General features: G+C 63.2%; 24 protein-coding genes. 10 read left to right on the forward strand and 14 right to left on the reverse strand.

What is annotated here, in order from left to right; genetic code table 11:
* The first annotated feature begins 1 nt into the window (after position 1).
* The 5 genes from J3O30_RS31035 to J3O30_RS31055 are packed head-to-tail and all read left to right on the forward strand — an operon-like array spanning position 2 to position 4,487.
* Positions 2 to 844 (forward strand): carbohydrate ABC transporter permease, encoded by an 843-nt coding sequence (locus J3O30_RS31035; RefSeq protein ID WP_207585885.1) that lies wholly within the window; start codon positions 2 to 4, stop codon positions 842 to 844.
* Entirely contained in the window at positions 844 to 1,899 is a 1,056-nt protein-coding gene (locus tag J3O30_RS31040; RefSeq protein ID WP_207585886.1) for an ABC transporter ATP-binding protein, read from the forward strand. The genes J3O30_RS31035 and J3O30_RS31040 overlap by 1 nt, the downstream gene beginning before the upstream one ends.
* Positions 1,899 to 2,678 carry a glycerophosphodiester phosphodiesterase gene (locus J3O30_RS31045; RefSeq protein ID WP_207585887.1) on the forward strand — a complete coding sequence of 260 codons (780 nt, stop codon included), beginning with the start codon at positions 1,899 to 1,901 and terminating at the stop codon, positions 2,676 to 2,678. Before J3O30_RS31040 ends, J3O30_RS31045 begins: the two co-directional genes overlap by 1 nt.
* Positions 2,662 to 3,666 (forward strand): LacI family DNA-binding transcriptional regulator, encoded by a 1,005-nt coding sequence (locus J3O30_RS31050; RefSeq protein ID WP_207585888.1) that lies wholly within the window; start codon positions 2,662 to 2,664, stop codon positions 3,664 to 3,666. Before J3O30_RS31045 ends, J3O30_RS31050 begins: the two co-directional genes overlap by 17 nt.
* Entirely contained in the window at positions 3,666 to 4,487 is an 822-nt protein-coding gene (locus tag J3O30_RS31055; RefSeq protein WP_207585889.1) for an inositol monophosphatase family protein, read from the forward strand. Before J3O30_RS31050 ends, J3O30_RS31055 begins: the two co-directional genes overlap by 1 nt.
* Here J3O30_RS31055 and J3O30_RS31060 read toward each other — a convergent pair.
* The 10 genes from J3O30_RS31060 to J3O30_RS31105 form a co-directional block, all read right to left on the reverse strand.
* On the reverse strand, positions 4,484 to 5,347 hold the full coding sequence (locus tag J3O30_RS31060; RefSeq protein ID WP_207585890.1) for a glycerophosphodiester phosphodiesterase family protein: 864 nt from the start codon (positions 5,345 to 5,347) through the stop codon (positions 4,484 to 4,486). The two genes, J3O30_RS31055 and J3O30_RS31060, sit on opposite strands and share 4 nt — an antisense overlap.
* 70 nt (positions 5,348 to 5,417) lie before the next feature.
* Entirely contained in the window at positions 5,418 to 6,512 is a 1,095-nt protein-coding gene (locus J3O30_RS31065; RefSeq protein ID WP_207585891.1) for an aminotransferase class V-fold PLP-dependent enzyme, read from the reverse strand.
* A gap of 11 nt (positions 6,513 to 6,523) precedes the next feature.
* Positions 6,524 to 7,306 carry a dipeptide/oligopeptide/nickel ABC transporter ATP-binding protein gene (locus J3O30_RS31070; protein ID WP_207585892.1) on the reverse strand — a complete coding sequence of 261 codons (783 nt, stop codon included), beginning with the start codon at positions 7,304 to 7,306 and terminating at the stop codon, positions 6,524 to 6,526.
* On the reverse strand, positions 7,303 to 8,097 hold the full coding sequence (locus J3O30_RS31075; protein ID WP_207585893.1) for an ABC transporter ATP-binding protein: 795 nt from the start codon (positions 8,095 to 8,097) through the stop codon (positions 7,303 to 7,305). Before J3O30_RS31075 ends, J3O30_RS31070 begins: the two co-directional genes overlap by 4 nt.
* Positions 8,094 to 8,927, reverse strand: coding sequence for an ABC transporter permease (locus J3O30_RS31080; RefSeq protein ID WP_207585894.1), 834 nt, complete (start codon positions 8,925 to 8,927; stop codon positions 8,094 to 8,096). The genes J3O30_RS31075 and J3O30_RS31080 overlap by 4 nt, the downstream gene beginning before the upstream one ends.
* Positions 8,924 to 9,913, reverse strand: coding sequence for an ABC transporter permease (locus J3O30_RS31085; RefSeq protein ID WP_207585895.1), 990 nt, complete (start codon positions 9,911 to 9,913; stop codon positions 8,924 to 8,926). The genes J3O30_RS31080 and J3O30_RS31085 overlap by 4 nt, the downstream gene beginning before the upstream one ends.
* A gap of 40 nt (positions 9,914 to 9,953) precedes the next feature.
* Entirely contained in the window at positions 9,954 to 11,564 is a 1,611-nt protein-coding gene (locus tag J3O30_RS31090) for an ABC transporter substrate-binding protein (RefSeq protein ID WP_207585896.1), read from the reverse strand.
* 174 nt (positions 11,565 to 11,738) lie between these two features.
* Complete coding sequence (locus tag J3O30_RS31095) at positions 11,739 to 13,136, reverse strand: LLM class flavin-dependent oxidoreductase (protein WP_207585897.1); 1,398 nt, start codon at positions 13,134 to 13,136, stop codon at positions 11,739 to 11,741.
* A gap of 18 nt (positions 13,137 to 13,154) precedes the next feature.
* The gene (locus J3O30_RS31100; RefSeq protein WP_207585898.1) at positions 13,155 to 14,207 is read right to left on the reverse strand and encodes an ABC transporter permease; all 1,053 of its coding nucleotides are present in this window, start codon (positions 14,205 to 14,207) and stop codon (positions 13,155 to 13,157) included.
* On the reverse strand, positions 14,204 to 15,688 hold the full coding sequence (locus J3O30_RS31105) for a sugar ABC transporter ATP-binding protein (RefSeq protein ID WP_207585899.1): 1,485 nt from the start codon (positions 15,686 to 15,688) through the stop codon (positions 14,204 to 14,206). Before J3O30_RS31105 ends, J3O30_RS31100 begins: the two co-directional genes overlap by 4 nt.
* Before the next feature lie 230 nt (positions 15,689 to 15,918).
* On the opposite strand from J3O30_RS31105, the gene J3O30_RS31110 reads away from it, so the two are divergent.
* Positions 15,919 to 16,965, forward strand: a complete 1,047-nt coding sequence (locus J3O30_RS31110; RefSeq protein WP_207585900.1) for a substrate-binding domain-containing protein — start codon at positions 15,919 to 15,921, stop codon at positions 16,963 to 16,965.
* A 79-nt stretch (positions 16,966 to 17,044) separates the two neighbouring features.
* The gene (locus tag J3O30_RS31115) at positions 17,045 to 18,253 is read left to right on the forward strand and encodes an acyl-CoA dehydrogenase family protein (RefSeq protein WP_207585901.1); all 1,209 of its coding nucleotides are present in this window, start codon (positions 17,045 to 17,047) and stop codon (positions 18,251 to 18,253) included.
* Between the two features lie 79 nt (positions 18,254 to 18,332).
* Here J3O30_RS31115 and J3O30_RS31120 read toward each other — a convergent pair whose 3' ends face one another.
* Positions 18,333 to 19,550, reverse strand: a complete 1,218-nt coding sequence (locus J3O30_RS31120; RefSeq protein WP_207585902.1) for an SfnB family sulfur acquisition oxidoreductase — start codon at positions 19,548 to 19,550, stop codon at positions 18,333 to 18,335.
* Between the two features lie 321 nt (positions 19,551 to 19,871).
* On the opposite strand from J3O30_RS31120, the gene J3O30_RS31125 reads away from it, so the two are divergent.
* The gene (locus J3O30_RS31125; protein WP_207585903.1) at positions 19,872 to 21,209 is read left to right on the forward strand and encodes an LLM class flavin-dependent oxidoreductase; all 1,338 of its coding nucleotides are present in this window, start codon (positions 19,872 to 19,874) and stop codon (positions 21,207 to 21,209) included.
* Between the two features lie 18 nt (positions 21,210 to 21,227).
* Here J3O30_RS31125 and J3O30_RS31130 read toward each other — a convergent pair whose 3' ends face one another.
* From J3O30_RS31130 to J3O30_RS31140, 3 genes are all read right to left on the reverse strand, one after another.
* A complete protein-coding gene (locus tag J3O30_RS31130) occupies positions 21,228 to 21,659 on the reverse strand; it encodes a type II toxin-antitoxin system VapC family toxin (protein ID WP_207585904.1) in 432 nt (143 codons plus the stop codon).
* Positions 21,659 to 21,934, reverse strand: coding sequence for a type II toxin-antitoxin system Phd/YefM family antitoxin (locus tag J3O30_RS31135; RefSeq protein WP_207585905.1), 276 nt, complete (start codon positions 21,932 to 21,934; stop codon positions 21,659 to 21,661). The genes J3O30_RS31130 and J3O30_RS31135 overlap by 1 nt, the downstream gene beginning before the upstream one ends.
* 85 nt (positions 21,935 to 22,019) lie before the next feature.
* On the reverse strand, positions 22,020 to 23,063 hold the full coding sequence (locus tag J3O30_RS31140; protein WP_207585906.1) for a substrate-binding domain-containing protein: 1,044 nt from the start codon (positions 23,061 to 23,063) through the stop codon (positions 22,020 to 22,022).
* Between the two features lie 214 nt (positions 23,064 to 23,277).
* Between J3O30_RS31140 and J3O30_RS31145 the strand changes: the two genes are divergently transcribed.
* Positions 23,278 to 24,312, forward strand: a complete 1,035-nt coding sequence (locus tag J3O30_RS31145; RefSeq protein WP_207585907.1) for a Gfo/Idh/MocA family oxidoreductase — start codon at positions 23,278 to 23,280, stop codon at positions 24,310 to 24,312.
* An 11-nt stretch (positions 24,313 to 24,323) separates the two neighbouring features.
* On the forward strand, positions 24,324 to 25,223 hold the full coding sequence (locus tag J3O30_RS31150; RefSeq protein ID WP_207585908.1) for a sugar phosphate isomerase/epimerase: 900 nt from the start codon (positions 24,324 to 24,326) through the stop codon (positions 25,221 to 25,223).
* Positions 25,224 to 25,231 lie beyond the last annotated feature (8 nt).

The raw sequence follows: 25,231 nt of genomic DNA on the forward strand, positions 1-25,231 counted from the left end.
CATGGCCGAACGCTCGCAGCCCTCGGCAAACTACCGCAGTTGGCCTGTCATAACGGCGCTGACCATCGTCAGCCTGCCGCTGCTGCTGATGTATGTCTATCTGTTTCTCGACACCGTGACGGTGAAACAGCCGGATGCCTTGCTGCCCTCCGGTTTGACACTTAATCACTGGCGCTTCCTGTGGCAGACGACGGCGGGCAAGGCGAACATCTGGCAGGTGACGCTGAATACGCTGCTGTTTTCAGCCTGCACCACCAGCCTGGTGCTCATCATCTCGTCGATGGCCGGTTATGTGCTGTCACGGCTGAATGTGCCGGCGCGCGGCTTCTTCCTCGCCGGTGTCATGGTGCTGCACGCCTTCCCGTCGGTGACGCTGATCATCGCCATCTTCATCGTGCTGCAGATGATCGGCCTCTATAACTCACTGATCGGCGTCATCCTGGTGAAGGCGGCGATCGACCTGCCGCTCGGCATCTGGCTGATGAAGGGCTTTTACGACACCGTGCCGTGGGAAATCGAAATGGCCGGCGTCGTCGACGGCGCTTCGCGTTTTCGGGTCTGGCGCAGCCTCGTGCTGCCGCAGGTCAAACCCGGCATCATGGCGCTCGGCCTGTTCTCTTTCCTCGCCGGCTGGGGCGAGTTCATCCTGCCGCAGGTGCTGGCGCCGGGCAATCAGGTGCAAGTGCTGTCGGTCTATCTCGCGGGCTTCCTCGCCGACGACAACAATTACGATTTCAATATGTTCAAGGCGGTCGGCCTCTTCTATCTCATCCCGGTGCTGATCGCTTATGCACTCTTCAACAAGTATCTCATGAACATCTACGGCGGCGGGAGCAAAGGCTGATGCGCATCCTTCTCGACAATTTTTCGAAGAGCTTCGGCTCCACCAAGGTCATCGAGAACATGCAACTCGAAGTCGGCAACGGCGAGATGCTGGCGCTGCTTGGCCCTTCCGGCTGCGGCAAATCGACGACACTTTTTTCGGTCTGCGGCATCCACCGGCCGACCAGCGGACGCATCCTCTTCGGCGACCGTGACGTTACGGACCTGCCGAGCCAGGCCCGCAATGTCGGCGTCGTCTTCCAGTCCTATGCGCTCTATCCGCACATGACGGTTGCCGAGAACATCGGTTTTCCCCTGAAGGTGAAGGCCGTCAACGCTGCCGAAATCCGCAAGGAGGTCGAGCGCATTTGCGGGCTCGTCCATATCAGCAATCTTATGGAACGCCGCCCGGCGCAGCTTTCTGGCGGCCAGCAGCAGCGTGTTGCGCTGGCGCGAGCGCTGATCCGCAAGCCCGACGTGCTGCTGCTCGACGAGCCACTTGCCAATCTCGACGCCAAGCTGCGTCTCGAAATGCGCTCGGAAATCCGCCGCCTGCAGCGCGAAACCGGCATTACCGCCATTCTCGTTACCCACGATCAGGTGGAAGCGATGAGCATGTGCGACCGCATCGCCATCATGAAGGAAGGCGAGATCGTCCAGATCGCCACGCCGGCCGAGATGTACAATGATCCGAAAACCGCCTTCGTCGCCGGCTTCCTCGGCAATCCGCCGATCACCTTCCTGCGCGGCGTCGTGGACAGGGGCGCCTTCGCAATCCCGGAAAGCCAGATTCGGGTGCCATTGCCAGGCTCCGTCGGCGCCGCCGAGGGCACGAAGCTGATGCTCGGCGTCCGGCCGGAGCACTTCACCCCGGCGGGCGACGTCCCCGTCTCCGGCAAGGTCACCTTCGCCGAAACGCAGGGTCGCGAGAACCTCTACGACGTGGCGCTTGCCGGCGGGCCGCTGCTGCGCTCGATCCAGCCGGTGCGCAGCGACATCCATGTCGGCGACGATGTCCACTGGGCGATAGACAGCCGCGGCGTCTTCGTCTTCGACGAACATGGCAGGAGGCTCTGATGACCCGCGATTTCCAGGCATTTTTCACCCGTCACGGCTGGCCGACGGCCAAGGGCCATCTTCCCTTCTGCATTGGCCATCGCGGCGCCAGCGGCCATGAACGCGAGAACACGATCACTGCCTTCCGCCGCGCCGCCGAACTCGGCGCTGAGATGTGGGAGCTGGACACGCAGCTGACCCGGGACGGCGTCGTCGTCGTCTCGCATGACGACCATCTGGAGCGTGTCTTCGGCATCGACCGCCGCATTTCCGAAATGACGGCGGCCGAACTCGCAGCCCTCGACGGCGTCGACGTGCCGAGTTTTTCGGAGGTGGCTGCACTCGGCCGCGAGACTGGAACCGGTCTCTATGTCGAGCTTAAGGCGCCCAGGACCGGCATGCTCTGCTGGCGGCATCTTGCCGAGATGAACCAGCGTTTTGCCTGCCTCGGCTCCTTCGATACGGCGCAGGTGCGCGAACTCCGCGACGCGGCCTGCGACTTCCCGCTTTCGGTACTGATCCGCGTCGGCCACGATCCACATGGGCTCGGCGACGAGGCCGGCGCCGATATCCTGCATCTCTGCTGGGAGAGGGCAGGTGAGCGGCCGCAGGATCTGGTGACCGAAGAGCTGATGCACCGCGCTTTCGAGGCGGGCCGCGAGATCGTGCTCTGGCACGAGGAGCGGCGGACCATTCTTAATGACATCATGAAACTTCCGGTTCTCGGCATCTGCACGGATCTGCCCGATCTGATGCGGCCGTCGGCGGTTGAGGAAAAAACAGTTGGCAGACAGGGATAAGGGACCGCGCAAGGTAACCTCCTTCGACGTGGCGCGTGTGGCCGGTGTCTCGCGCGCCGCGGTGTCGCGCGCCTTCACGCCCGATGCCAGCGTCTCGCCAAAGACACGCGAGAAGGTGTTTGAAGCCGCCAAGGAACTCGGCTATCGGGTGAACTATCTTGCTCGGAGCCTGACCAACAAACGCTCCGATCTCGTCGGCCTCGTCGCCGCCGGCCTCGACAATCCGTTCCGCACGCTGCAGATCGAGAACCTGGCAAGGGTGCTGATCGCCCGCAATTTCCGCCCCATCCTGCTGCCGACCTCGCAGGAGGCGGATACGTCGACGGTCATTGGCCAACTGCTGCACTACGCCGTCTCAGGCGTCATCGTCACCTCGGATGCCCCGCCAAGCGAAATCTGCGAGCAATGTGCGGCCGAAGGCGTGCCGATCGTGCTCATCAACAAGGGCAACGACATCCCGTTCGTCGACCGCATCATCTCCGACGATCGCATGGCCGGCCATCTCGCCGCCAGCCATCTGATCGGCTGCGGTGTGCAGAGGCCCGCCGTCATGGCGGCTCCTGCCATATCCTATACGGCGCGGCGGCGCAGCGAGGCGTTCCTTGCGCGCTGCAAGCAGCTCGGCACCGAGGCGCAGTTCCTGCAGCTCAGGGTCAACGACTACAAGAGCGGCTATGATGCCGCAGCCGAACTCGCCGCATCCGGCATCGACGGTTTGTTCTGCGCCAATGACTACATGGCCTGCGGCGTGCTCGACCGTGTCATGCAGGGCCGCGGCCGCGATGATGCACCGCCGCTCTCCATCATCGGTCACGACGACATTCCACAGGCAAGCTGGGCCGCCTACGACCTCACGACCATCCGCCAACCCTGCGACATTCAGGCCGCACAGACGGTCGACCTGCTGATCAGCCGGATGGCCGAGCCGGATTTGACGGCGCGTGTCGAATTCACGCCGGTGACACTGATAAAAAGAAGGACCGCCTGATGAATTCCGCATTCGACGCCGCTGCCATCCACGCCCGTGCTGAGGTCGCGATCGCCATCGCCCTCGAGGTCGGACGGGAAGCGGCCCGGTTTCGGCGCGACTCGAACTCCGGCACGCTGGCCGTCGAGAACAAGGGATTGCAGGACTTCGTCACCATCGCCGACAGGAAGGCCGAACAGGCGATCCGCGATGGGCTGCTCTTACGCTTTCCGGGCGATACGTTCATGGGCGAAGAGAGTGGCGGGCGATCGAGCGAGGCCGGCACCTGGGTCGTCGATCCGATCGACGGCACGACCAACTATATCAGGGGCTTCCGGCATTGGGGCGTCTCGATCGCCTTCGTCGTCGCCGGCAAGGTCGAAATCGGCGTGGTCTACGATGCCACCGAGGACAAGGTCTTTCACGCCGTCCGCGGCGGCGGCGCCTTCAAGGACGGAATTCCTGTCCATGCAGCGGCGACCGCCGATCCCGCCAATGCGCTCGTCATTCTCGGCCATTCCCGCAAGACGAGTTTTGACGACCATCTTGCGCTCTCCAAGCGGCTCCACGAACGCGGCATGGACTATCGCCGCACAGGCGCGGCCGCCATCGATCTCGTTCGCGTCGCCGAGGGTGCTGCCGATCTCTATTACGAACGCCATCTCAATGCCTGGGACATGCTCGCCGGCGCGCTGATCGCCGAAGAGGCCGGCGCCACGGTGGCGATGCCGCCGGTCGACAGGCTGCTTGCGGATGGCGGACCGGTCATCGCCCACTCACCGGGGCTGGCCGGCGAATTCGCCTTCATCCTCGACATCGAGGGGCTCACGCCCAACGGTTAATCCGCCATGCGTCGGCGCCAGGCGCGTTCGGTCGCCGGTGCCTCGTCGGTGGTGATCTGGTCCGGCTTCAGGGCCATCAGCGCCTGGAAGTTCCGCCATTCCTCTTCGCTGAAACCGGCCGCCGGATCCTTCAAGGTAAAGGTCCAGGCATCGACCCGTTTGCCTTCGTCCTGGCAGAGCGCGATCATATCGAGACCTCCATTGGCGGCGGCAAGGATCAGCGGCCAGTGGAGATAGACCGTGTCCGGTTCGGTCGGGCCGCGCAGATCGGCGCGCAATGCCGTCTCGACAGCCTTCCAGCCGCTGGCGTTCCCGATATCGTAGAGCTTGTCGGTCGGATCGATGCCGCGCAAGAGATGCGGAAGCTTCTCCTTGACCGCGACGATCAGGTCGAGACTGCCGCCGCTGACGATCACCGAGGCGGCGATATCCCGGAAATGCTCGGCAAGATGCTCGATGCCGCCGGCGCCGATCGCTTCGAAATCGTCCTTCATGTCGAATTGCAGCAGTGCGGCCGGATGCGTCGATTGCATCATGGCGGCGAGATCCTCGCTCAGGATGAGCGGCCGGCCGCCCTCCTGCATCCTGATATCCCGGAGGTCGGCGAGGCTCTTCTCAACGATCGGCCCATATCCTGTCGTTTCGCCTTCGAGATCTTCGTCGTGCAGCACGACGAAACCGCCATCGGCGCGCACCCGCAAATCGAGTTCCATCGAGGCACCTGCTGCAAATCCCTCCGCCATGACCTCGGCGGAAAACAGCGGATCGGCAAAGCGTTTGCGCAGCCGGTGCCATTTCAGACGGGTGCGATGTCCCTCATGTGAAATCTCCAGGCCCTGCGCATCCAGCAATCTCGTCATCTGCACAAATCTCCGCGATGCTACTCTCCTGCCTTGACGCGCCGTGATTATCAAGGGCCGGATACGGCTTTCAGCGGCAGTAGGCCTCGCATATCGCCTCCGCAGCGGCGGCGACATCCGTGGGATAACCGGCCTGCCTGAGGGCGGCGCCATAGGCCACGACGTTCGACAGCACCGCCTGGAATGCGGCGCGCGGACCTGTATGGTTCAGTCGGACGAGGCGGGCCGGCGCGGTTCCCACACCTTCGGTCAGCTCCACTCCCAGCCGCCCCGCGGCGGCGATCAGCGCATCAGGCGCTAGTGCCTTCGGCATCGGCACCGCCGTCACCAGGTTCGAAGCTTTGGCTGCCGGCACCCAGACCCCCACGCCGAGCGCTGCAAGCCCCGCCCGTGTTGCCGATGCTGCCAGTGCATGGCGGGCGACGACATTCTCCAGGCCTTCGGCCTCGATGCGGTCGAGTGCGGTTTCGAGCGCGAAGAATTCCAACGGCGCCGGCGTTCCCGGCAGGCCGCGCCGTCCGCCGTCGACCCAGGTCTTCAGATCGGCCAACGACAGGATCGAATCGCGCGGCGCGCCATCGCTCAGAATGAGGCCCCAGGCGCGCCGGCTGATCGAGAGCGCCGAGACGCCCGCTGGACCGCCAAGCGCCTTCTGCGCACCGATCACCGCGATGTCGATGCCGAGATCGTCGACGTCGAGCCGATGGCCGCCGATCGAGGCGACCGCATCGACGACGGTGACGATGCCGCGGGCACGCGCAAGCGCCAGTATCTCAGGGAGGGGGTTGAGAATGCCGCTTGCCGATTCCGCATGAACCAGGGCGAGCACATCGATAGACGGGCCGGCTTCCAGCGCCTCGGCGATCGCCTCGATCTCCGTCGGCCGCCCTGGTTCGGCGATGATATCCTTGACCGCAGCACCACCTCGCCGCAGCCATTGCCCGAACCAGCCGCCATAGGGGCTGGTGACGATGTTGAGCGCCGTAAGGCCCGGACGGGCAAGGCTGACCGCCGCCGCCTCCAGCGCCACCATCGCCTCTGCCTGCACCAGCAATATGTCGTTGCCGCTGCTCAAGATGCTGCCAATTCTGTCGGCAAGAACGGCATAGCGCTCTGGTGGATAGGAGGGCGCGCCATGCAGGGGATTCCAACCAAGATCGGACATGGATACTTCCTTCAAGATGGATCCGTGACGAGACGGGGGACAGCGGCAACAAGCGCGCGGGCGGCATCGGATTGCGGCGCGGCAACGACCGCCGCTGCCGGGCCGATCTCGACGATCCGCCCGCCTTCCATGACGGCGATGCGGTGGGAGACGGCGCGGACCACGGCAAGATCGTGCGAAATGAACAAACAGGCAATGCCCTGTTCCTTCTGCAGATCGACCAGAAGTTCGAGGATCCTGCCGCGCACGGTGACGTCGAGTGCCGAGACCGCTTCGTCGAGCACAAGCAACGAGGGCCGTGTCGCAATCGCCCGCGCGATCGCCACACGCTGTCGCTGGCCGCCGGAGAGCGCACGAACGGGACGAGTGGCATAATCTGCAGCCAGACCGACACGCTCGAGAAGCATGGCGATCTCGCCGGGGCGCTGGTCTTTCGGGACGACGCCATGGATGCGCAACGGATCATCGAGGACAGTGCCGACAGTCGCCAGCGGATTGAAGGCCGCCAGCGGATCCTGGAACACTATCTGCATGCGCGCCCGCTTGCGGCGCAAAGTCGCGCCATTCAGCGTTAGCCAATCCTCTCCCTCGAAGCGGATCGAGCCGGCATCGGCCGCAAGAAGCCGCAGCAGGATGCGCGACAGCGTCGATTTCCCGCTGCCGGAAGCGCCGACGAGCCCGAGTGTTTCGCCGGCCGCAATCGTCAGCGACACGTTGTCGAGGGCGGCAACCCGACGCCCTGCGGAAGAAAACCCTTTCGCCAGGTTTTCGACGGACAGCAGGGTATCATTCATGACGGCACCTCCGCGATCAGCGGCGGTGTCGCGAGGTCGCGGTGGCTGGCGATGAGCGCGGCGGTATAAACGCTTTTCGGCGCCGAAAGCACTGAACGGACCGGTCCCGCCTCGACCAGCCTCGCGTCGCAGAAAACCGCGATGCGATCGACGAAGCCGGAGGCAAGGGCGATGTCGTGCGTGATGAAAAGCAGCGTCATGCCGTCCTCGCGAACCAGCCCGTCGAGCAGGCGGACGATCTCGGCCTGGACGACGACATCGAGCGCGCTGGTCGCTTCGTCGGCGATCAGCAGCGCTGGTTTCGCGGCAATGGCTGCGGCGATCGCCACGCGCTGGCGCTGACCGCCGGAAAGCTGATGCGGAAAAGCCCGCATCACCTTGTCGGGCTGCGGTATCCGCACCCGCCCAAGCAGCTCTTCGGCCCTGATATAGGCCTGTTTCCAGCTGACGCCGAGATGGCGCCTCGCGCCTTCGGCGACCTGTTCGCCGACCGTCAGCACGGGATTGAGGCTCGCGCCCGGATCCTGGAAGACGAAGCCGAAATCGCGACCAGGGCGGGGCGGATGGCCAAGCCCAGGCCAAAACACCTCGCCGCCAACTCTCGTTCCCTCCGGCAGCAGGCCGGCGAGCGCGCGGGCGACGGTGCTCTTGCCGGAGCCGCTTTCGCCGATGATCGCAAGCCTTTCGCCTGTAGCGATATCGAGATCGATATGGTCGAGCGCGGCAGCACTGTTCCTGCCGCGCCCGTAGGTGACCGAAAGCTGCCGCAGGCTGCAGAAAACGCCGTTCATGCCGCCCTCACGCCGTCATCGCCAAGCGCCTTGCTAATACCTTCGCTGAAGAGATGGACGCCGAGCACGGTGACGGCGAGTGCCGCCCCCGGTAGGACCGAGAGATAGGAGGCCGAACGCAGCACACTGCGGCCCTCGGCGATCATCGAGCCCCAGGTGGCGATATTGGGATTGCCAAGACCAAGAAAGGAAAGTGCTGCCTCGGTGAGAATTGCGCCGGCGACAATGGTGGCCGACAGCGCCAGCACCGGCGGCAAAGCGTTCGGCAGGATCTCCCGGAAGGCGATCTCGGCCGGATGCATGCCGATCACCCTTGCAGAGGCGACGTAATCCTGCTCGCGGATCGCCAGCACCTGCGCTCTCGTCAGCCGCGCCGGATCGGCCCATGTGCCAAGCGCGATGGCAAGGACGACGACAGGCATCGAGACCCCGATGGTGCTGACGAAGGCAAGGGCGAGCAGAAAGCCCGGCACGATCTGGAAAGCGTCGACCACGCGCATCAGCGCCTCGTCGACGATCCCGCCGGCAAAACCGGCCGCCATGCCGACGCAGAGGCCAAGCAGCATGGCCGAAAACGCTGCCGCAAGGCCGACGGCAAGCGAGGTTCGCGCACCATAGAGTAAGCCCGCCACCACGTCGCGGCCAAGCCGGTCGGTGCCAAGCGGAAAACCTGGATCGGTGAATGGCTGAAGCAGCGCCCGGCCGGCAATTCTCAGCGGATCGCCCGGCGAAATGATCGGAGCAAGCAGCCCAACCGCAAGCAGGACGAGAAGGATCACAAGCCCGACCGCGCCTTCCGGCGTGCTGAGGAGGCGGCGGAGACGGCTCATGCATTGCCCTCCGAAGCGCCGATGCGCGGATCGAGCGCGGCATAGACGAGATCGACGAGAAAGTTGACCGAAATAACGAGGACGGCACTGGTAACGATAATACCCATCAACAGCGGCGCGTCGCGGCCGTTGACCGCCTCCTGCGCCAGCCGCCCGAACCCGGGAATAGCAAAGACGCTCTCGATCACCACGCTGCCGCCGAGCATGGCCGCCGATTGTAGCCCGAGCATGGTGACGAGCGGCAGCAGCGCATTGCGCGCCACGTGGCGTAGCACGATGCGACTGCGCGACAGACCTTTGGCGCGGGCAAAGAGCACGAAATCCAGCTTCCAGGCCTCCGCCATGCCGGCGCGCATCACCCGCAGGAACAGGGCGAGATAGATCAAGGCGAGCGCGCCGACCGGCAGGACCAGATGATCGGCAATGTCGAGCGCGCGCGACAATCCTGTCTTGCCGGAAGCGATCGTCTCGATGCCGGCGATCGGAAACCAGCGCAGCGTCACCGAAAAGGCGATGCTCAGAACCAGGCCGAGCCAGAAGCTCGGAATGGCGTAGACAATCAGCGAACCGATCGACAGCAATCGGTCGCGAAGGGTGCCCGGCCGGGCGCCGGCAAGGATACCGAGCGCCGAGCCCAAGCCGAAAGACAGCGCGGTGGCGCTGCCCATCAACAGCAGCGTGTTGGGCAGGCGTTCGGCAATTAGTGCGCCGACCGGCCGCCCGAAGGCCACCGACCAGCCGAGATCGAGCCGGGCAAGCGAGGAAAGATAGAGCCACAGGCGCGCGAGCACGGACCGGTCGAGGCCATAGCTTTCGCGCAGCGACTGCCTGAGTGCCGCATCGCCGCCCCCGATCGAGCCAAGATAGGCGTCGACGGCATCGCCCGAAGCGGATTCGAGCAGCAAAAAGGTGAAGATCACCACGATCAGCAGCACCGGAATACTGCTGATCGCCCTGCGCCTCAGGAGGATGATTGCACGTTTCACGCCGGACTGGGCCCCCGGAAGAGAATTGCCGCCAATCTTATCATGATTGCAGCGCGGTATCGCCCCAGTTCGAAACGGCCCAGCGCGGATTGTCCGAGACGTTGAGCACGGTATCGCGCGCAACGGTTATGAAGCCCCATTCCGCGACGTTGATCAGCGGCAGATCGGCGACGACGAGCTGCTGGAACTTGCGGTAGAGATCGGTGCGCGCCGTCGTGTCGACGGTTTCGGAGGCCTGATGGATGATCTTGTCGAGCTCCGGATTGACGTAGCCGCCCTGGTTGGAAAAGGGCACACCATCAGGTGTGCCGGACTGGACGAGAATGGTGGTGGAGATCGCCGGATCGCCGCGGAACACCGGCGGACCGACGGCAAGATCGAAATCGTGGTCGGTATAAACAGCTTTCTGGTGGGCGGCCGCATCGGCATTGACGATCTCGGCATCGATGCCGATCACGGCGAGCGCCTGGCGAAGGTAATCGCCGAACTGGCGGGTCTCGTTGAAATAGGGCGCCGGGCGAAGCTTCAGCTTGAAGCGGTTACCGTCCGCCCCTTTGGCGTAACCCGCCTTGTCAAGAATATCGTTGGCGGCGGCGGGGTCGAATGCATAGGCCGCGACATCTGATGTGTAGAACTCCGGCGCATTCCTCGGCACCGGGCCTGTGGAGGCAGCGGCGTAACCGAGGAAGATCGTGTCGACCACAAATTTCTTGTCGATCGCCTGGGCGATCGCCTGGCGGACCCGGAGGTCGGCCAACTCCTTGCGGCGGTGATTGATCTCGACGACCAGCTGATAGGTCAAAGCCTCATAGCCCTTCGAAATCACCTTGATACCGTCGACCTTGGAGATGCGGCCGAGATCGGCAAGCGGCACTGCCGAAAAGGCGGCAAGCTGGATTTCGTCGGCTTCGAGCGCCGCCCCCGCCGACGCGCGATCCGGCAGCACGCGGAAGACGATCTCATCGAGTTTCGGCTGGTCTTTGCCCCAGTAATTCTCATTGCGCGTCAGCCGGTAATATTCGCCGGGCTTGTATTCGGCGAACTTGAACGGACCAGTGCCGACGAGCGCGTTGTTGGCCGGATTGGTGGCGATATCGCTGCCGTCGAAGATGTGCTTGGCAACGACGCTGGTGACGACGGGCAGGGCATTGCGGATCAGCTGGAACGGCGTCGGCTTGGAGAAGCGGAAGACGGCGGTGTAATCATCAGGGGTATCGACGGCTTCGAGATCGGCGAAGACCAGGCGGCCGAGATTCTGCAGCGGCTTCCAGATATTGAGCGCGGAAAAGGCGACATCGAGCGAGGTGAACGGCTTGCCGTCGTGCCAGGTGACGCCGTCGCGCAGCTTGAAGGTGACGGAGAGGCCGTCGGCCGAGCCCTCCCAGGACGTGGCGAGGCGCGGCGAAAGCCCGTCCTTGCCGTCGAACGAGGCTTCGGCCAGTGGTTCGATCACCTTGCTTGCGACGAAAAAGACGCCGTTCGAGGCAACGATGGCAGGATTGAGGTTCTTCGGCTCGGAATCCGCAGCAACGATCAGCCGGCCACCGGCGGGCGCCGTCTGCGCCAGCGCGTGGCGGCTAAGCGCCGTCGAAGCGAGGAGCAGGGCGGCGCCCTTCATCAGCGTGCGCCGCGAGATAGATGGTACGGTCATGACCCCTCCTGATCGATAAAATTTCAAGTGCCCATATTCAGGGCGAAATGCCAACTATCATAGATAATTAAATTCGAATGGTCGGGCCGGGCGAGACATTTTTTGTCACCCAGCCATTATTTGCTTGGAGCAGGATATTCCTCGAAAACCGCTCACACTTTTCGGCATCATGCTCTAGCCGCTGGCGGCGAGGCGTGTTGGCTCGCTAAAGAGATCGCGGTAGGCGGCACCCGGATGCGGCGCGACAAGTCGCGGTCCTGCTCCCCCAAGCTTTTCCCGCAGCGTGCCCTTGGCATATTCGGTCTTGTAGACGCCGCGCTTCTGCAATTCCGGCACCAGCAAATCCACAGCATCCTCGAAACTCTCGGGCGTCACGGCATAGGCGAGGTTGAAACCGTCAACATCGGTGTCCTCGATCCATTCCTGCATCAGATCGGCAACCGTCTGCGGCGAGCCGACGAAAACAGGACCAAAACCGCCGACGCCGACCCAGTCGGCCATTTCGCGCACCGTCCATTCCTTGGTGGGATCGATGGTGGTGAAGGTCTCGACGGCCGATTGCACCGCATTGGTATGACGGTGGCGCAGCACTTCGTCCGGCCCGAATTGGCCGAAATCGATGCCGGTCCAGCCGGAGATCAGCGTCAGCGCGCCTTCGAAGGAGGCATATTTGCGGTATTCGTTGAATTTGCGCTGCGCCTCGGCATCGGTCTCGCCGAGGACTACTGTCTGGAGGTTGAAGGCGAGAATGTCGCGCGGGTTGCGGCCGATACGCTCGGCCGCCTCGCGGACATTGGCGACATAGCGTTTCAGCACCGCCTTCGATGGCGACGCCACGAAGATGCATTCGGCATGGGCGCCGGCGAAATCCTTGCCGCGGCTGGAGGCGCCGGCCTGGTAGAGCACCGGCGTGCGCTGCGGCGAGGGTTCGCTCAAATGAATGCCGGGCACGTTGAAATGCCGGCCGGAATGGCGGATCGGGTGGACTTTTTCTGGATGGGTGAAGATGCCGGTTTCGCGGTCTCGGACCACGGCGCCGTCCTCCCAGCTTCCCTCCCAGAGCTTGTAGCAGACTTCGAGATATTCTTCGGCGAGGTCGTAGCGATCGTCGTGTCCCGTCTGCGCCGGCTGACCGATGTTGAGCGCGCCGCTGTTGAGATAGGAGGTGACGATATTCCAACCGACGCGGCCTTTCGTCAGATGATCGAGCGTCGAGATGCGGCGGGCGAAGGTGTAGGGATGCTCGAAAGAGAGCGAAGCCGTCAGGCCGAAGCCGAGGTGCTCGGTGGCGTAGGCCATGGTCGGGATGAGCTGCAGCGGATCGTTGACCGGCACCTGCGCCGAATGTCGAAGGGCGGCATCGACATTGCCGTTCAGCACATCGTAGACGCCGAGCACGTCGGCGATGAACAGGCCGTCGAACCCGCCGCGCTCCAGCGTCTTTGCCAGATGCACCCAGTAGTCGAGATCCTTATAGGTCCACGACTTGTCGCGTGGATGGCGCCAGAGCCCCGGCGACTGGTGTCCGACGCAATTCATGTCGAAGGCGTTCAGCCTGATTTGGCGGGTCATGTCTTTCTTCCTTGGAATTTAGGAATTGCTGCGGCCGAGGCCGTAGGTCAGCGCCAGCGCGCCGACGAGCACGGCGCCCTTGACAAAATCCTGGGTGTAATAGGGGGCGTTCAGCATGGTCAGACCGTTCAGCAGCACGCCGACGAAGACGGCGCCGGCGATGGTGCCGAGCACGTTTGGGCGCCGCAGGTTGAAAACGGCAAAACCGATCAGCGCGGCGGCAACCGAATCCATCAGCAGCGAGCCGCCGGAAGAGATGTCGCCACGCCCAACGCGGGCGGCAATGATGATGCCGCCGAGCGAGGCCAGCGTGCCCGACAGGACATAGGCGAGCGTCTTCAGCCTGACGGTCGAAGCCCCAGCGAGCCGGGTGGCGACCTCGTTGCCGCCGGTCGCAAACAGCAGCCGGCCGATGCGGGTGCGTTCGGTGAGGATGAAGAGTACGACGGCGACCGCCGCCATTAACACCACTGAGACGGGGAGGGTGCCGAAGATGCTGTAGCGGCCGATCAGCAGGAAGGCCGGGTCGTAGGCGCCGGTCGCCTTCGAACCGTCGGGCAAGGTGAGGCCTGATGAAATCGACCGGCCGGCAGTGGGTATCAGCTGCAGGCCGGAGAGCAGGAACATCATCGCCAGTGTCGCCAGCAGATCCGGCACCTTCAGGCGGACGATCAGCAAGGCGTTGACGAGGCCGACCAGGGCGCCGAAGGCGAGCACCAGCGGCACCGTCGCGTAGGCGTCGAGACCCCAGACGATCATCGCATAACTCGCCGCCATCACGCTCGATGCGGCGACCGCGCCGATCGACAGGTCGAAACCGCCGACAGCAAGCGTGACAGTGACGCCGGCACCGAGGATGGCGACGACCGACACCGCCTGCAGGATGCTCATGAGATTGGCGATGTTGATGAAAGCGGGCTCGGCGATCGAAAAACCGACGATCAGCAGCGCAAGCAGGATAAACACCGCGCCTGCGCGGAGAAACGCCCCTAAGGCTGCAAGGCGGCCGCTTTCGGCGTGCGATACCGTTTGCAGAGTGCCTGCCCGAGTGTCGTCGTCGAACGTCGTCATGCCGATATTTCCTGAATGGCAAAAGGAGCGGCATTTCCGTCCGCGGCGGGTTCCAACACGTGGCGGTCGATGACCAGGATGCGGTCGGCCACTTCATAGGCCTCCTCGGGATCGGAGGTCGCGATCAGCGTCGCCCGGTCGGTGCGGGCACGGATTGCCTGTATGATATCGCGGCGGGCGCCGACGTCGACGCCCTGAAAGGGCTCGTCGAGCAACAGGAGGCGGCTTGGCTCCGCTTCCCAGCGGGCGATCACCGCCTTCTGCTGGTTGCCGCCGGACAGCGACCAGACGGAGGCGAGCGGACCGGCTGCCTTGATGCCGAAATGGGCGATCGCCTGCTCGGCCTCATGTCGTTCGCGCCTGCCGAGGAGGAACCCGCGCGGATACCATTTGGAAAGATGCGGCAGGCTGATCGTCGCCGAGAGCGAATGGCCCGGCCATGCCGGCGGCATCAGCGAGGAACGATGACGGTCTTCGGCCGCCATCGCAACGCCTGACGCAATCGCTTCGGCCGGGCTTTTCGGTCGGTAAGGCCGGCCCTCGAGAAACATCGTGCCACCCTCAAGCGCCGTCGCGCCGAAGATCGCCTGGAGCAGCCGGCTCTTGCCGGCGCCGAGCACGCCGGTCACCGCCACCACTTCGCCCTCATGGAGCGACAGATCGAAGGACGCGCCTGTGGGCAGCAGGCAGGCATCGCGCATCTCGAAAATCACCGGGCCGGTCGCGGGCCGCGCATCCGGCCGGGCCGCATCCAATCTGCGGCCGATCATCGTCTCGATGGCGCTCGAAAAATCGATCGGCCGCGAGAAGGTGCCGACGACGCGGCCGCCGCGCATGACGAGCGCGCGGTCGGCAATCGCTTCGAGATCGGCTGTGCGATGCGATATATAAAGGATTGCCAGTCCCCTCTGGCGAAGCCTCAGCAGAATGTCAAAGAGACGGCGGCTTTCCTCTCCGGAAAGGCTCGCCGTCGGCTCATCGAGAATGAGGAGATCGGCGCGGTTGGCTAGCGCCCGTGCAATCGCCACCAGTTGCCGGTCGGCGCTGGCGAGTTCGCCGAAATCACGGTCGAGCGGCAAGGTGAGGCCGGCAGCATCGAGCATCGCCTGCGCCGCTCGGCGAATGCCGGCGCGCGTGACGAAGAAGGGCGTGCTGCGATCGGCGAAACGGTTGAGAAGCAGGGCGTCGGCGACGGTCAGGCCGGCTGCACCGACCAGATCCGTCGACTGATGCACGGTGACGATACCGGCCCTTGCCGCTTCCGCCGGGCTGCGCGGCGCGAAGGGACGGCCATCGAAACGGATCGTACCGCCGTCGGCCGGAAGCACGCCGGAAAGGATTTTGACCAGCGTCGATTTTCCCGCGCCGTTTGCGCCCATGAGCGCTACGATCTCGCCGCGCTCGATCGAAAGATCGGCGCCGGCAAGCGCCCGCGTCGACCCGAAGCTGCGGCTGATATTTTCTATGTGAAGAAGCGGCATCGACAAGATCCGGGACTGCATTTGTATCAGGAGTGTGCCTCTTTTGGGCGGTCGAATTCCAGGCACGCATTTCCCCGGCGGACAGTGCCGGGGGAACAAAGAATCTCCCGCAGCCCGCAAAATCGGATCATTTAATCTACTAAAAACATAGAGATTATATCTAATAACTTGACGCGTCGCGGGGTGCTGCCTGTCAGACGACGCCTCTTTTTGCCAAAAGGAACGCGACGATGAAATCCCTTGCACGGCTCGCACTGTCTGCCGCCGTCATTCCGTTCATTTTCATTCAAGGCGCAAAGGCCGACGGCCTGTCCGGTGCTCCGGCTCCCTTCGACAAGGGTGGCGTCAAGGTGGCGTTGATCAGCTACATCTCGGCCGGCGATTTCTTCCAGGCCTACCAGGCGGGCGCCGAGGCCCAGGCCAAGGCACTGGATATCGACCTGCGCATCTTCCCCGGGCGGCAGGATGCCGCCGAGCAGCGCGAGCAGATCCTGCAGGCGATCAACCTCGGCGTCTCCGGCATCGTCATCGACCACGGCCTGCCGGAATCGCTCGGCGACGTCGTGCAGCAGGCGCTCGACAAGGGCATCAAAGTCGTGGCTTTCGACGTCAACCTCAACAACCCCAAAATCCCACAGGTGGAGCAGAGCGACCACGAGCTTGCCTCGCTGGCGCTCGCGCAGGTGGTGAAGGATAACGGCAACAGCTTCAACGCCGGTTATGTCTATGTCGCGGGCTTTGCGCCGCTCGACCGCCGCAACGAAGTCTGGGACAAGTTCAAGTCGGACAACAAAGGCGTGGTCGAAAAGGCCCGCTTCGGCAATGTCAGCGACACGACGGCAACCTCGACCGCCGACCAGGCCAAGGCCGTACTCACAGCCAATCCCGATATATCGGTGGTCTTCGCCCCCTATGACGAATTCGCCCGCGGCGTAAAACTCGCTGCCAACGATCTCGGCATTGCAAACAAGCTCAAGATCTATTCTGCCGATGTCTCCACGGCCGATATCCAGGAAATTACCGAGGAAGGCAGTCCCTGGGTCGCGACCGTCGCCACCAATCCGGCCGTGGTCGGCGCCGTCTCGATCCGCGCCGCCGCTCTCGAAATCGCCGGCCAGACGGTACCCCATCAGATTACCGTGAAGCCGACGCTTCTGACGCAGGAGAGCCTGCGCGCCGCCGGCGTCAAGACGATCGAAGAGCTGGCCGAAAAGGTCCCCGCCTTCAGCATCAGCGATGCGGCGACCGCCAGCTGGATCCCGGACAAACTGTTCTGAGGCTTTTGGCTTGATCCTTTCCGGCGGGGAGCGTGCGGCTCCCGCCGGAACATCCCCTTGGAGAATTGGAGTTCCGCCCATGAGCCAGTCCAATGTCGTCTTCGCGGCCCCCCGCAACCCGACGCGAGAAGACCTCTTTGCCCGTGCCGAGGCTATCTCGGCCGACCTTTCCCAGCGCGCGGCCGAACTCGACCGCGACGGCCGTCCGCCACTTGCCGAGATCGTCAAGCTGAAGAATGCCGGCCTGCTCAACGCGCTGCATCCGTCAGAGATCGGCGGCGGCGGCCTCGATTGGGTCGACGGGCTGAGGCTGGTACGCATTCTCGCCCGTGGCGAGAGCTCGATCGGCCAGTTGCTCGGCTACCATTATGTCAATAGCCAGTACATCTACTGGGCGCTCGATGCGGCGCGCGCCCAAGCGCTCGGCGGCGAGACGGTGGCGAAGAACCTCTATTGGGGCGCGGCCGTCAACCCGCGCGACCCCGGGCTGGTGCTGACCCGCCGCGGCAACGGCTATGTGCTGAACGGCCGCAAGTCCTTCTCCACGGCAGCGCGGGTCTCCGACTATATCAACGCCAACGCCACGCTCGATGACAAGATCGCCGGTTTCGCCGTGCCGACCAATCGCCCAGGCTACGTCGCCAGCGACGACTGGGACAATATCGGCCAGCGCCTCTCCGACAGCGGCAGTGTCGAATTCCACGATTTCCCCGTCTACGAGGAGGATTTCGTCGGTGCGCCCGCTGCAGCCGATGTGGCGCCGCCCGTGCTCTCGACCTTCAATACGCCGTTCATCCAGCTGGTCTTCGTCAACTTTTATCTCGGCACCGCCGAAGGCGCGTTGCAGGCGGCCGTCGACTACGTCAGAACCACGACCCGGCCGTGGATCACATCAGGCGTCGAGCGGGCAGCGGACGATCCCTATATCCTCGAACGTGTCGGCGAATTCACCGCCGCGCTGAAGGCCTCGGCAGCCCTTGCCGACAGCGCGGCAACCGCCGTGCAGGCGGGTCTAGCCCACGGCCGAGATGTGACGGCACGCGAGCGCGGCGAGGCGGCGGCGGAAGCCTATGCCGCCAAGGTCCATGCCACCCATGTCTCGCTCGACATCACCTCACGCGTCTTCGAACTGACGGGCGCGCGCTCGACAGCGAACAAATATCGCTTCGACCGGTTCTGGCGCAATGTCCGCACCCACACGCTGCACGACCCGGTCTTCTACAAGGCCAAGGAAGTTGGTGAATTCGTGCTGAACGACAAGATACCGGAGGTCAGCCTCTATAGCTGAGGCGGCCGTCTTCCCTCGAACGCAAAAGCCCCACCGCCAACGCTGGCGGTGGGGCTTTCGTTTGCAAGCGACGGAAATTTCAGAGCGCGCCGTTTTTCGGCGGCGTCACGCCGTTCAGATGGTAGTTGCCGACAACGTGATATTTCCAGCGCACCGGATCGTGCAGCGTATGAGTGCGGGCATTGCGCCAGTGGCGGTCGAGATTGAGGCCTGCCTGTACCGACGAGGTTCCTGCAAGTTCGAAGAGCGTATTCGCCGCCTCGATCGCCACCTCGGTCGTCAGCACCTTGGCGGCGGCAACCGCAAGCGTCGCCTCGACAACGTTTTTCTCCGTCGTCTCGATCTGCGCGGCATCGACCTTGTGGCCGGCACGCTCGACGAGCGCCGTTGCGGCTTCCAGCCGGATGGCGATCTGGCCGACCTTGGCGATCGTCAGCGGATCGTCGGAGGCACGGTCGAGGCCGCTATCCATCCAGGGGCGCGATTTCGTCCTGACGAACTCCAGCGTTTCGGCAAAGGCCGCCCGCGCGATACCGAGATCGATACCGGCATGGATGATCTGGCCGACCGAGCCGATCGTCGTCGGCCGCTCGAAGCCCTTGTGATGGAAGACGACGGAATCGGCGCTGACATAGACATTGTCGAGGATCGTCGTGCCGCTGCCGGTGGTGCGCTGGCCAAAACCGTCCCAGTCGTCGACGATCTCGATGCCTTCGGTGCCTTTCGGCACGAAGGCCATGGTCAGCCGCTCCTCCGCATCGAGCGCAAAGACGGTGATCCAGTCGGCAAAGAGGACGCCGGTCGAATAGAATTTGCGGCCGTTGATCCGGTAACCCGGACCGTCGCGGGTGATGCGCGTGTTATAGTGGCCGACCGTCTTCGTGCCGCGCTCGGAAAGTGCATTGCCGAAACGGTCGCCGGCCAGCACCCGGCCGAAGAAATAACGCTGCTGCTCCTCGCCGCCGTCGGTTCTGAGCGCCTCGAGAATATAGAAATGGTTCTGCGGGATCTGGCCGATCGAACTGTCCGCCTCCGACAGGATCGCGGTGATCTCGGCAAGCACGGCGTTCGAGACGTCGAGCCCGCCATATTGCGCGGGCACGGTGATCGCCAGAAGGCCGGATTGGGCGAGAAGATCGAGTTCGGCGAACGGCAGGAGCCGGTCGCTATCGCGCTCGGCGGCGCGTGCGGCAAATTGCGCCGCCAGCCTGCGGGCGGTTGCGATCACTTCCTCGTCGCTGCCGATACGGGCGGCCACCGGCCGGATCTGGTCTGCTTGCCTCAGGACGGTATTCATCGATGTCTCCAATTCTACCGATCCTATCGGTGAAAGAAATCGAGCATCGAGATAAGAGCACAAATTCTATAGATGTCATGTAAAATGGAAAGTGTTTGCTTATCGGCCTCCGGCCGCCGGGATTAGTGTCTCGGTTCGGCGTTTCCGTGAAAACGCGGCCGGAGAAGGAATGAAATTCCTGGCGGAAATTACTGCAGCCGGCCTCGATTTGAATTCGTCGACCTCCTACGTAACCGATATCCGATGCGTCGCCGCAGCGGCTCCGGAAAGAACGCCCAATGCGGGGCAGGCGGACGCCTTGCCCGATCCATGAGGAAAATCATGACCCGTTCACGGCAGTTGCGCCTCGGCGCCTTCATGCGTCCCGTCAGCTTGCATACCGGCGCGTGGCGTTATCCCGGTTCCTATCCTGACGCAAACTTCAATTTCGCGCATCTAAAGTTCTTTGCACAGGCGCTGGAACGGGCGAAATTCGACGCCTTCTTCATGGCCGATCATCTTGCCGTGCTCAACATGCCGGTCGAGGCACTCAGGCGCAGCCACACCGTGACCTCTTTCGAGCCCTTCACGCTGCTCTCAGCGCTGGCGGCAGTGACGGAGCGTATCGGTCTCGTCGCTACCGCTTCCACCACATTCGACGAGCCCTATCACATAGCCCGACGTTTCGCCTCGCTCGACCATATCAGCGGTGGCCGCGCCGGCTGGAACATCGTCACGACGTCGAACCCCGACGCCGCTCTCAATTTTGGCCTCGACGAACATATGGAGCATGGCGAGCGTTATCATCGCGCTCGGGAGTTTTATGATGTCGTCACCGGGCTCTGGGACAGCTTCGCCGACGACGCCTTCATTCGCGACCGGGAGAGCGGCCTGTTCTTCGATCCGGAAAAAATGCATGCGCTGAACCATAAGGGCGAGGAACTCAGCGTCCGCGGGCCGCTCAATATCGCCCGCCCGCCGCAGGGATGGCCTGTCATCGTCCAGGCCGGCCAGTCGGATCCCGGCCGCCAGCTTGCCGCGGAGACCGCCGAAATGGTCTTCTGTTCGCCGCGCGATCTTGCCGCCGGCAAGGTGCTTTTTGCCGATATCAAGGGTCGCATGGAAGCCATCGGCCGCAACCGCGACCATCTGAAGATCCTGCCCGCCGCCTTCGTCATCGTCGGCGACAGCATCGAGGAGGCCCGCGCCAAACGTGCCACCCTCGACGGCCTGGTGCATTACGACAGCGCAATCGCCTCGCTTTCGATCGCGCTCGGCCATGACGCTTCCGGCTTCGATCCCGACGCGCCGCTACCGGCCGATATTCCCGACACCAATGCCAGCAAGACCGGCCGCGCCCAGGTCCTGAAGCTTGCGGCGGAAGAAAACCTGACCGTGCGGCAGCTGGCGCAACGCTATGGTGGCTATGCCGGCCTTGCCTTCGTCGGTACACCGGCAAGCATTGCCGACGAAATGGAATGCTGGCTGGAGGAGGAAGGCTCGGACGGCTTCAATATCGTCTTCCCCTATCTGCCGCAGGGTCTCCTTGACGTCACTGAACGACTGGTTCCGGAGCTTCAGCGCCGCGGCCTGTTCCGCAGCGAATATGAAGGCGCAACGCTGCGCGAGCATCTCGGCTTGCCGCGGCCGGAGAACCGGTTCTTCGTATCGGGCGCATGAGGCGCTGCTGCCAGCCGCTCAGCTCCGTGTGCCAGCAAAACGCCAGGGGTCGATGCATTCGATGCCTAGCGGGATGAAATGCGCGACATTGCGGGTCACGAGGTTCAGCCCGTGTTCCAACGCAGTGGCGGCGATCATTGCATCGGCGGATGGACGCTTGTCCGCGGTTGGAAGCAGTCCGGCCCGGCTTGCCGTCGCTGCATCGAATGGCAGGATGCGCTCGGCGAATTCCGTCAGCACGCTCTCATCCATCCAGCGGCGCAGATCCTCGGCGAAGCCGGGGTCCCTTCCGCGCTCGCGCTGGATGCCGAACTGGATTTCCATGATCGTAACCGCTGAGAGATAGGCTTCGGCAACGGAAAACTCCTTCATGAAGTCTTGGAATTCCCGCGACTGCCGCTCGGCTCTTCGCGCAGCAGAGACGACATTCGTGTCAAGCAGGAACACCATCAGAACTCGACGGTCCTGTCGTCAAAGCCGAGCCGCTCGGGCTCGAACTCCCTTTCATCGGCTGTCGGATCGCGCAAGGCCGCAAAGAGTGTCTTCGGCGCCTTCCAGTTCGCCTGAAATTCCGCATAACTGACAAGCACATAAGCCGCCTTGCCGCGATCGGTGATCACGAGCGGCCGTTCATTCGCCTCCTTCTTTGCCTTACTCGGATTCTGGTTGAAGGAAGCGCTGGTCATGAAGGACATTTTCATCGACATCGTCCATACTACATTCATCAGAAAGTATGCTACATTTAACTCACTTTTACAAGATCGGCGGGGAGGGAGCCCCCGCTTTCCTGGAGGAGTCATCCAGCGGCGCTCAGACCATGGCCACCGCCTGAAACGCATCGCTTTCTCCCGGCACCAATTCGAGCGGCCAGACGACGTTGCGGCCGGCATCGGGATAGAACTTGCGATAGGCCGGCATGTTGGCGAGAAGCATCTGGCCCAGCGCGATGCCGAGATCGTAGAGTGACATGCGGAAGCAGCTGAGCGAGGGCTGCAGGAACCGCGCTCGAGGCGCGTCACGGAAGCCGATCACGGCAATGTCGCGGCCGGGCATGACGCCTGCCTCCGTCAGGCGGCGGTAAAGGCCGATCGCCATCAGCTCGTAGATCAGGATCACCGCCGTCGGCCGCTCTTCAAGAAGCAGCAGCTCGTGGGCCGCCTGATAGCCGCCTTGTTCGCTCGACTTGACGCGGATGACGAGCGACCGGTCGAACGCTATATCGTGGCGTTCGAGCGCGCGGCGATAGCTCTCGAGAAAGACGTAGCCGAGGTTGACCTCGCTCGACGGCGCGGTGATCGCGATCCGACGGTGGCCGCGTGCGACCAGCCGCTGGACCGCATGTTCGGCCACGCCTTCGAAATCGAGATCGATCCAGGGCGAATTGCTGGCCGAAAGGCTGCGGCCGACCGAAACGAAGGGGATCTTTGCCCGCGACAGAAGATCGATGCGCCGGTCGATACGCTGCATATTCGAGATGATCATCGCATCGACGATGCCCCGCGCCACCATGCGCTTCAGATATTCGTGCGGATCCTCATCGCTCGGGCTGGGCAGCATGATGAGGTCGAGGCTGTGGCGGGCAAAGACGCTTTGCAGGCCGCTGGTGACGCCGAGGAAGAAGTTGTCGGCATTCTCGACCGCCTCCGTGCTGGATTCGATCATCAACCCGATGACCTTCGTCTCTCCCTGTCTCAGGCTCCGCCCCGACTGGTTGGCGACGTAGCCGAGTTCCTCCGCGGCTGCCAGCACGCGGCGGCGCGTTTCCTCGTTGACATCAGGCTTGCCATTCAGCGCCCGGGAGACCGTGCCGATCGAAATATCCAAGTGTTCGGCAAGCTGGCGAATGCCCTTCATCGTTGTTGATTTTCCCTGGAGCATGATGCCGAAAACTGCGCGCGGTTTCCAGATGACATCCTGCTTTCCTTCTCTGATTTAGATCCATTCGGATCTCGGTCCGAAATTTCGCATTTGGCGTCTATTGACATCGCAAAGTGTTTCCGCCAACATTCGTAAACGTTTACGGAGTGCGTGTCACGAGGAGAGTTGGCGCCATTCCCTGGAGGAAATCGTGAAATTCAGTGCCATTCTGTGCGGGTGCGGAGCTATGTCCAAAGGTTGGTTGCGCGCCATCGCTTCCAACCCTCAACTGGCCGAATCCATCACCATCGTCGGTCTCGTCGACCTCAACCGGGAGACGGCGGAAAAGCTCGCTGCCGAGTTCGGTCTTAAGGGCGCTGTGATCGGTTCGGACCTGTCCGAAGTTATCGCTGCGACCAAGGCCGATCTGGTCTTCGACATCGTCATTCCGTCCGCCCGGTACGATGTCGTTTCGGCGGCGCTCAAGGCCGGCTGCCACGTGCTCAGCGAAAAGCCGATGGCCGCCTCGCTTGCCGAGGGCGCTGCGCTGATCGATCTCGCCGCAGAAACCGGCCGCATCCATGCGGTCATCCAAAACCGCCGTTTCATCTCGGGCATCAGGCGCCTGCGCCGCTTCGTCGACAGCGGCGTGATCGGCGAGCTCACCGGCATCCATTGCGACTTCTTCCTCGCACCGCATTTCGGCGGCTTCCGCGAAGAGATGGATAATGTCCTGCTTCTCGACATGGCGATCCACACCTTCGATGCCGCCCGTTACGTCGCCGACAGGAAGCCGCTCGCCGTCTATTGCGTCGAGCGCAATCCGAAGGGGTCGTGGTACCGGCACGGCGCCTCGGCCAATGCCATCTTCGAATTTTCAGACGATATCGTCTTTACCTATCGTGGCTCCTGGTGCGCCGAGGGTGAGCGCACCAGCTGGGAAAGCCAGTGGCGTCTCGTCGGCTCGAAGGGCATGCTCACCTGGGACGGCGAGGAGAGCTTCAAGGCGACGGTTGCGGGCGAGGAGCCCGGCCTGTTGCGTGGTTCTACTTCCGTAAACGTTCCCGGTCCGGAGCATGACGAAGAAACCCACGGCCACGCCAGCGTCATCGCCGACTTCATCGCGGCGATCCGCACCGGCAAACAGCCCGAAACGGTCAACTCCGACAATATCAGAAGCCTCGCCATGGTCTTCGGTGCGATCGAAAGCGCCAAGACCGGCAAGCGCATCGAAATTTCAGCATAGGATCAAGTGACGTGAGCAACCCTGCAAAATCAATTCGCATCGGCACCATGGTCAGCGGTAACAAGGGCGATACCGCCCAGCGCATCGGCGAAATCGCCGACATGGGCTTCGAAAGCTTCGAACCCTTCTTCTGGCAGACGACCAAGGGCCAGGACCTTTCCGAGCTCGGCAAGCGCTGCCTCGACGCGATCGGCGACCGCGACATCACCATCTCGACGCTCGGCATGTTCGGCAATCCGCTGGAAGAGGACGCAATCGACCTGGAGACGCTGCAGGGCTGGAAAGACTGCATCGACAATGCCCATCATTTCGGCGCCACCTGCGTTGCCGGCTTCACCGGCCGCATCCGCGGCAAGCCGCTGACCGACAGCCTGCCGCGTTACAAGGAGATCTGGAGCGAGCTTGCCAAGCGCGCCGCCGACAAGGGCGTCAAGATCGCCTTCGAGAATTGCGCCATGGACGGCAACTGGGCGACAGGCGACTGGAACATCGCCCACAATCCGGACGCCTGGGAGCTGATCTTCAACGAAACGCCGGACGATCATATCGGGCTCGAATGGGAGCCCTGCCACCAGATGGTCTATCTGATCGACCCACTGCCGCAGATCCGCAAATGGGCGCACAAGTTCTTTCATGTTCACGGCAAGGACGCGACCATTCGCTGGGAGGTCATCAAGGAACACGGCATTTTCGGCAAGGAAAAATTCGTCTTCATGCGCACGCCGGGCTTCGGCGACAGCAACTGGACCGACATCATTTCCGAACTGCGCCTTGCCGGCTGGTCGGGCTCGATCGACATCGAAGGCTGGCACGACCCGGTCTATCGCGATGAACTCGAAATGACTGGTCAGGTTCACGGGCTCAACTATCTGAAGAAGTGCCGGGGCGGAGATTTCGTTGTTGATCCCTGATCGACCGC

This window comes from Rhizobium sp. NZLR1 (genome assembly GCF_017357385.1).
GTDB lineage: Bacteria > Pseudomonadota > Alphaproteobacteria > Rhizobiales > Rhizobiaceae > Rhizobium.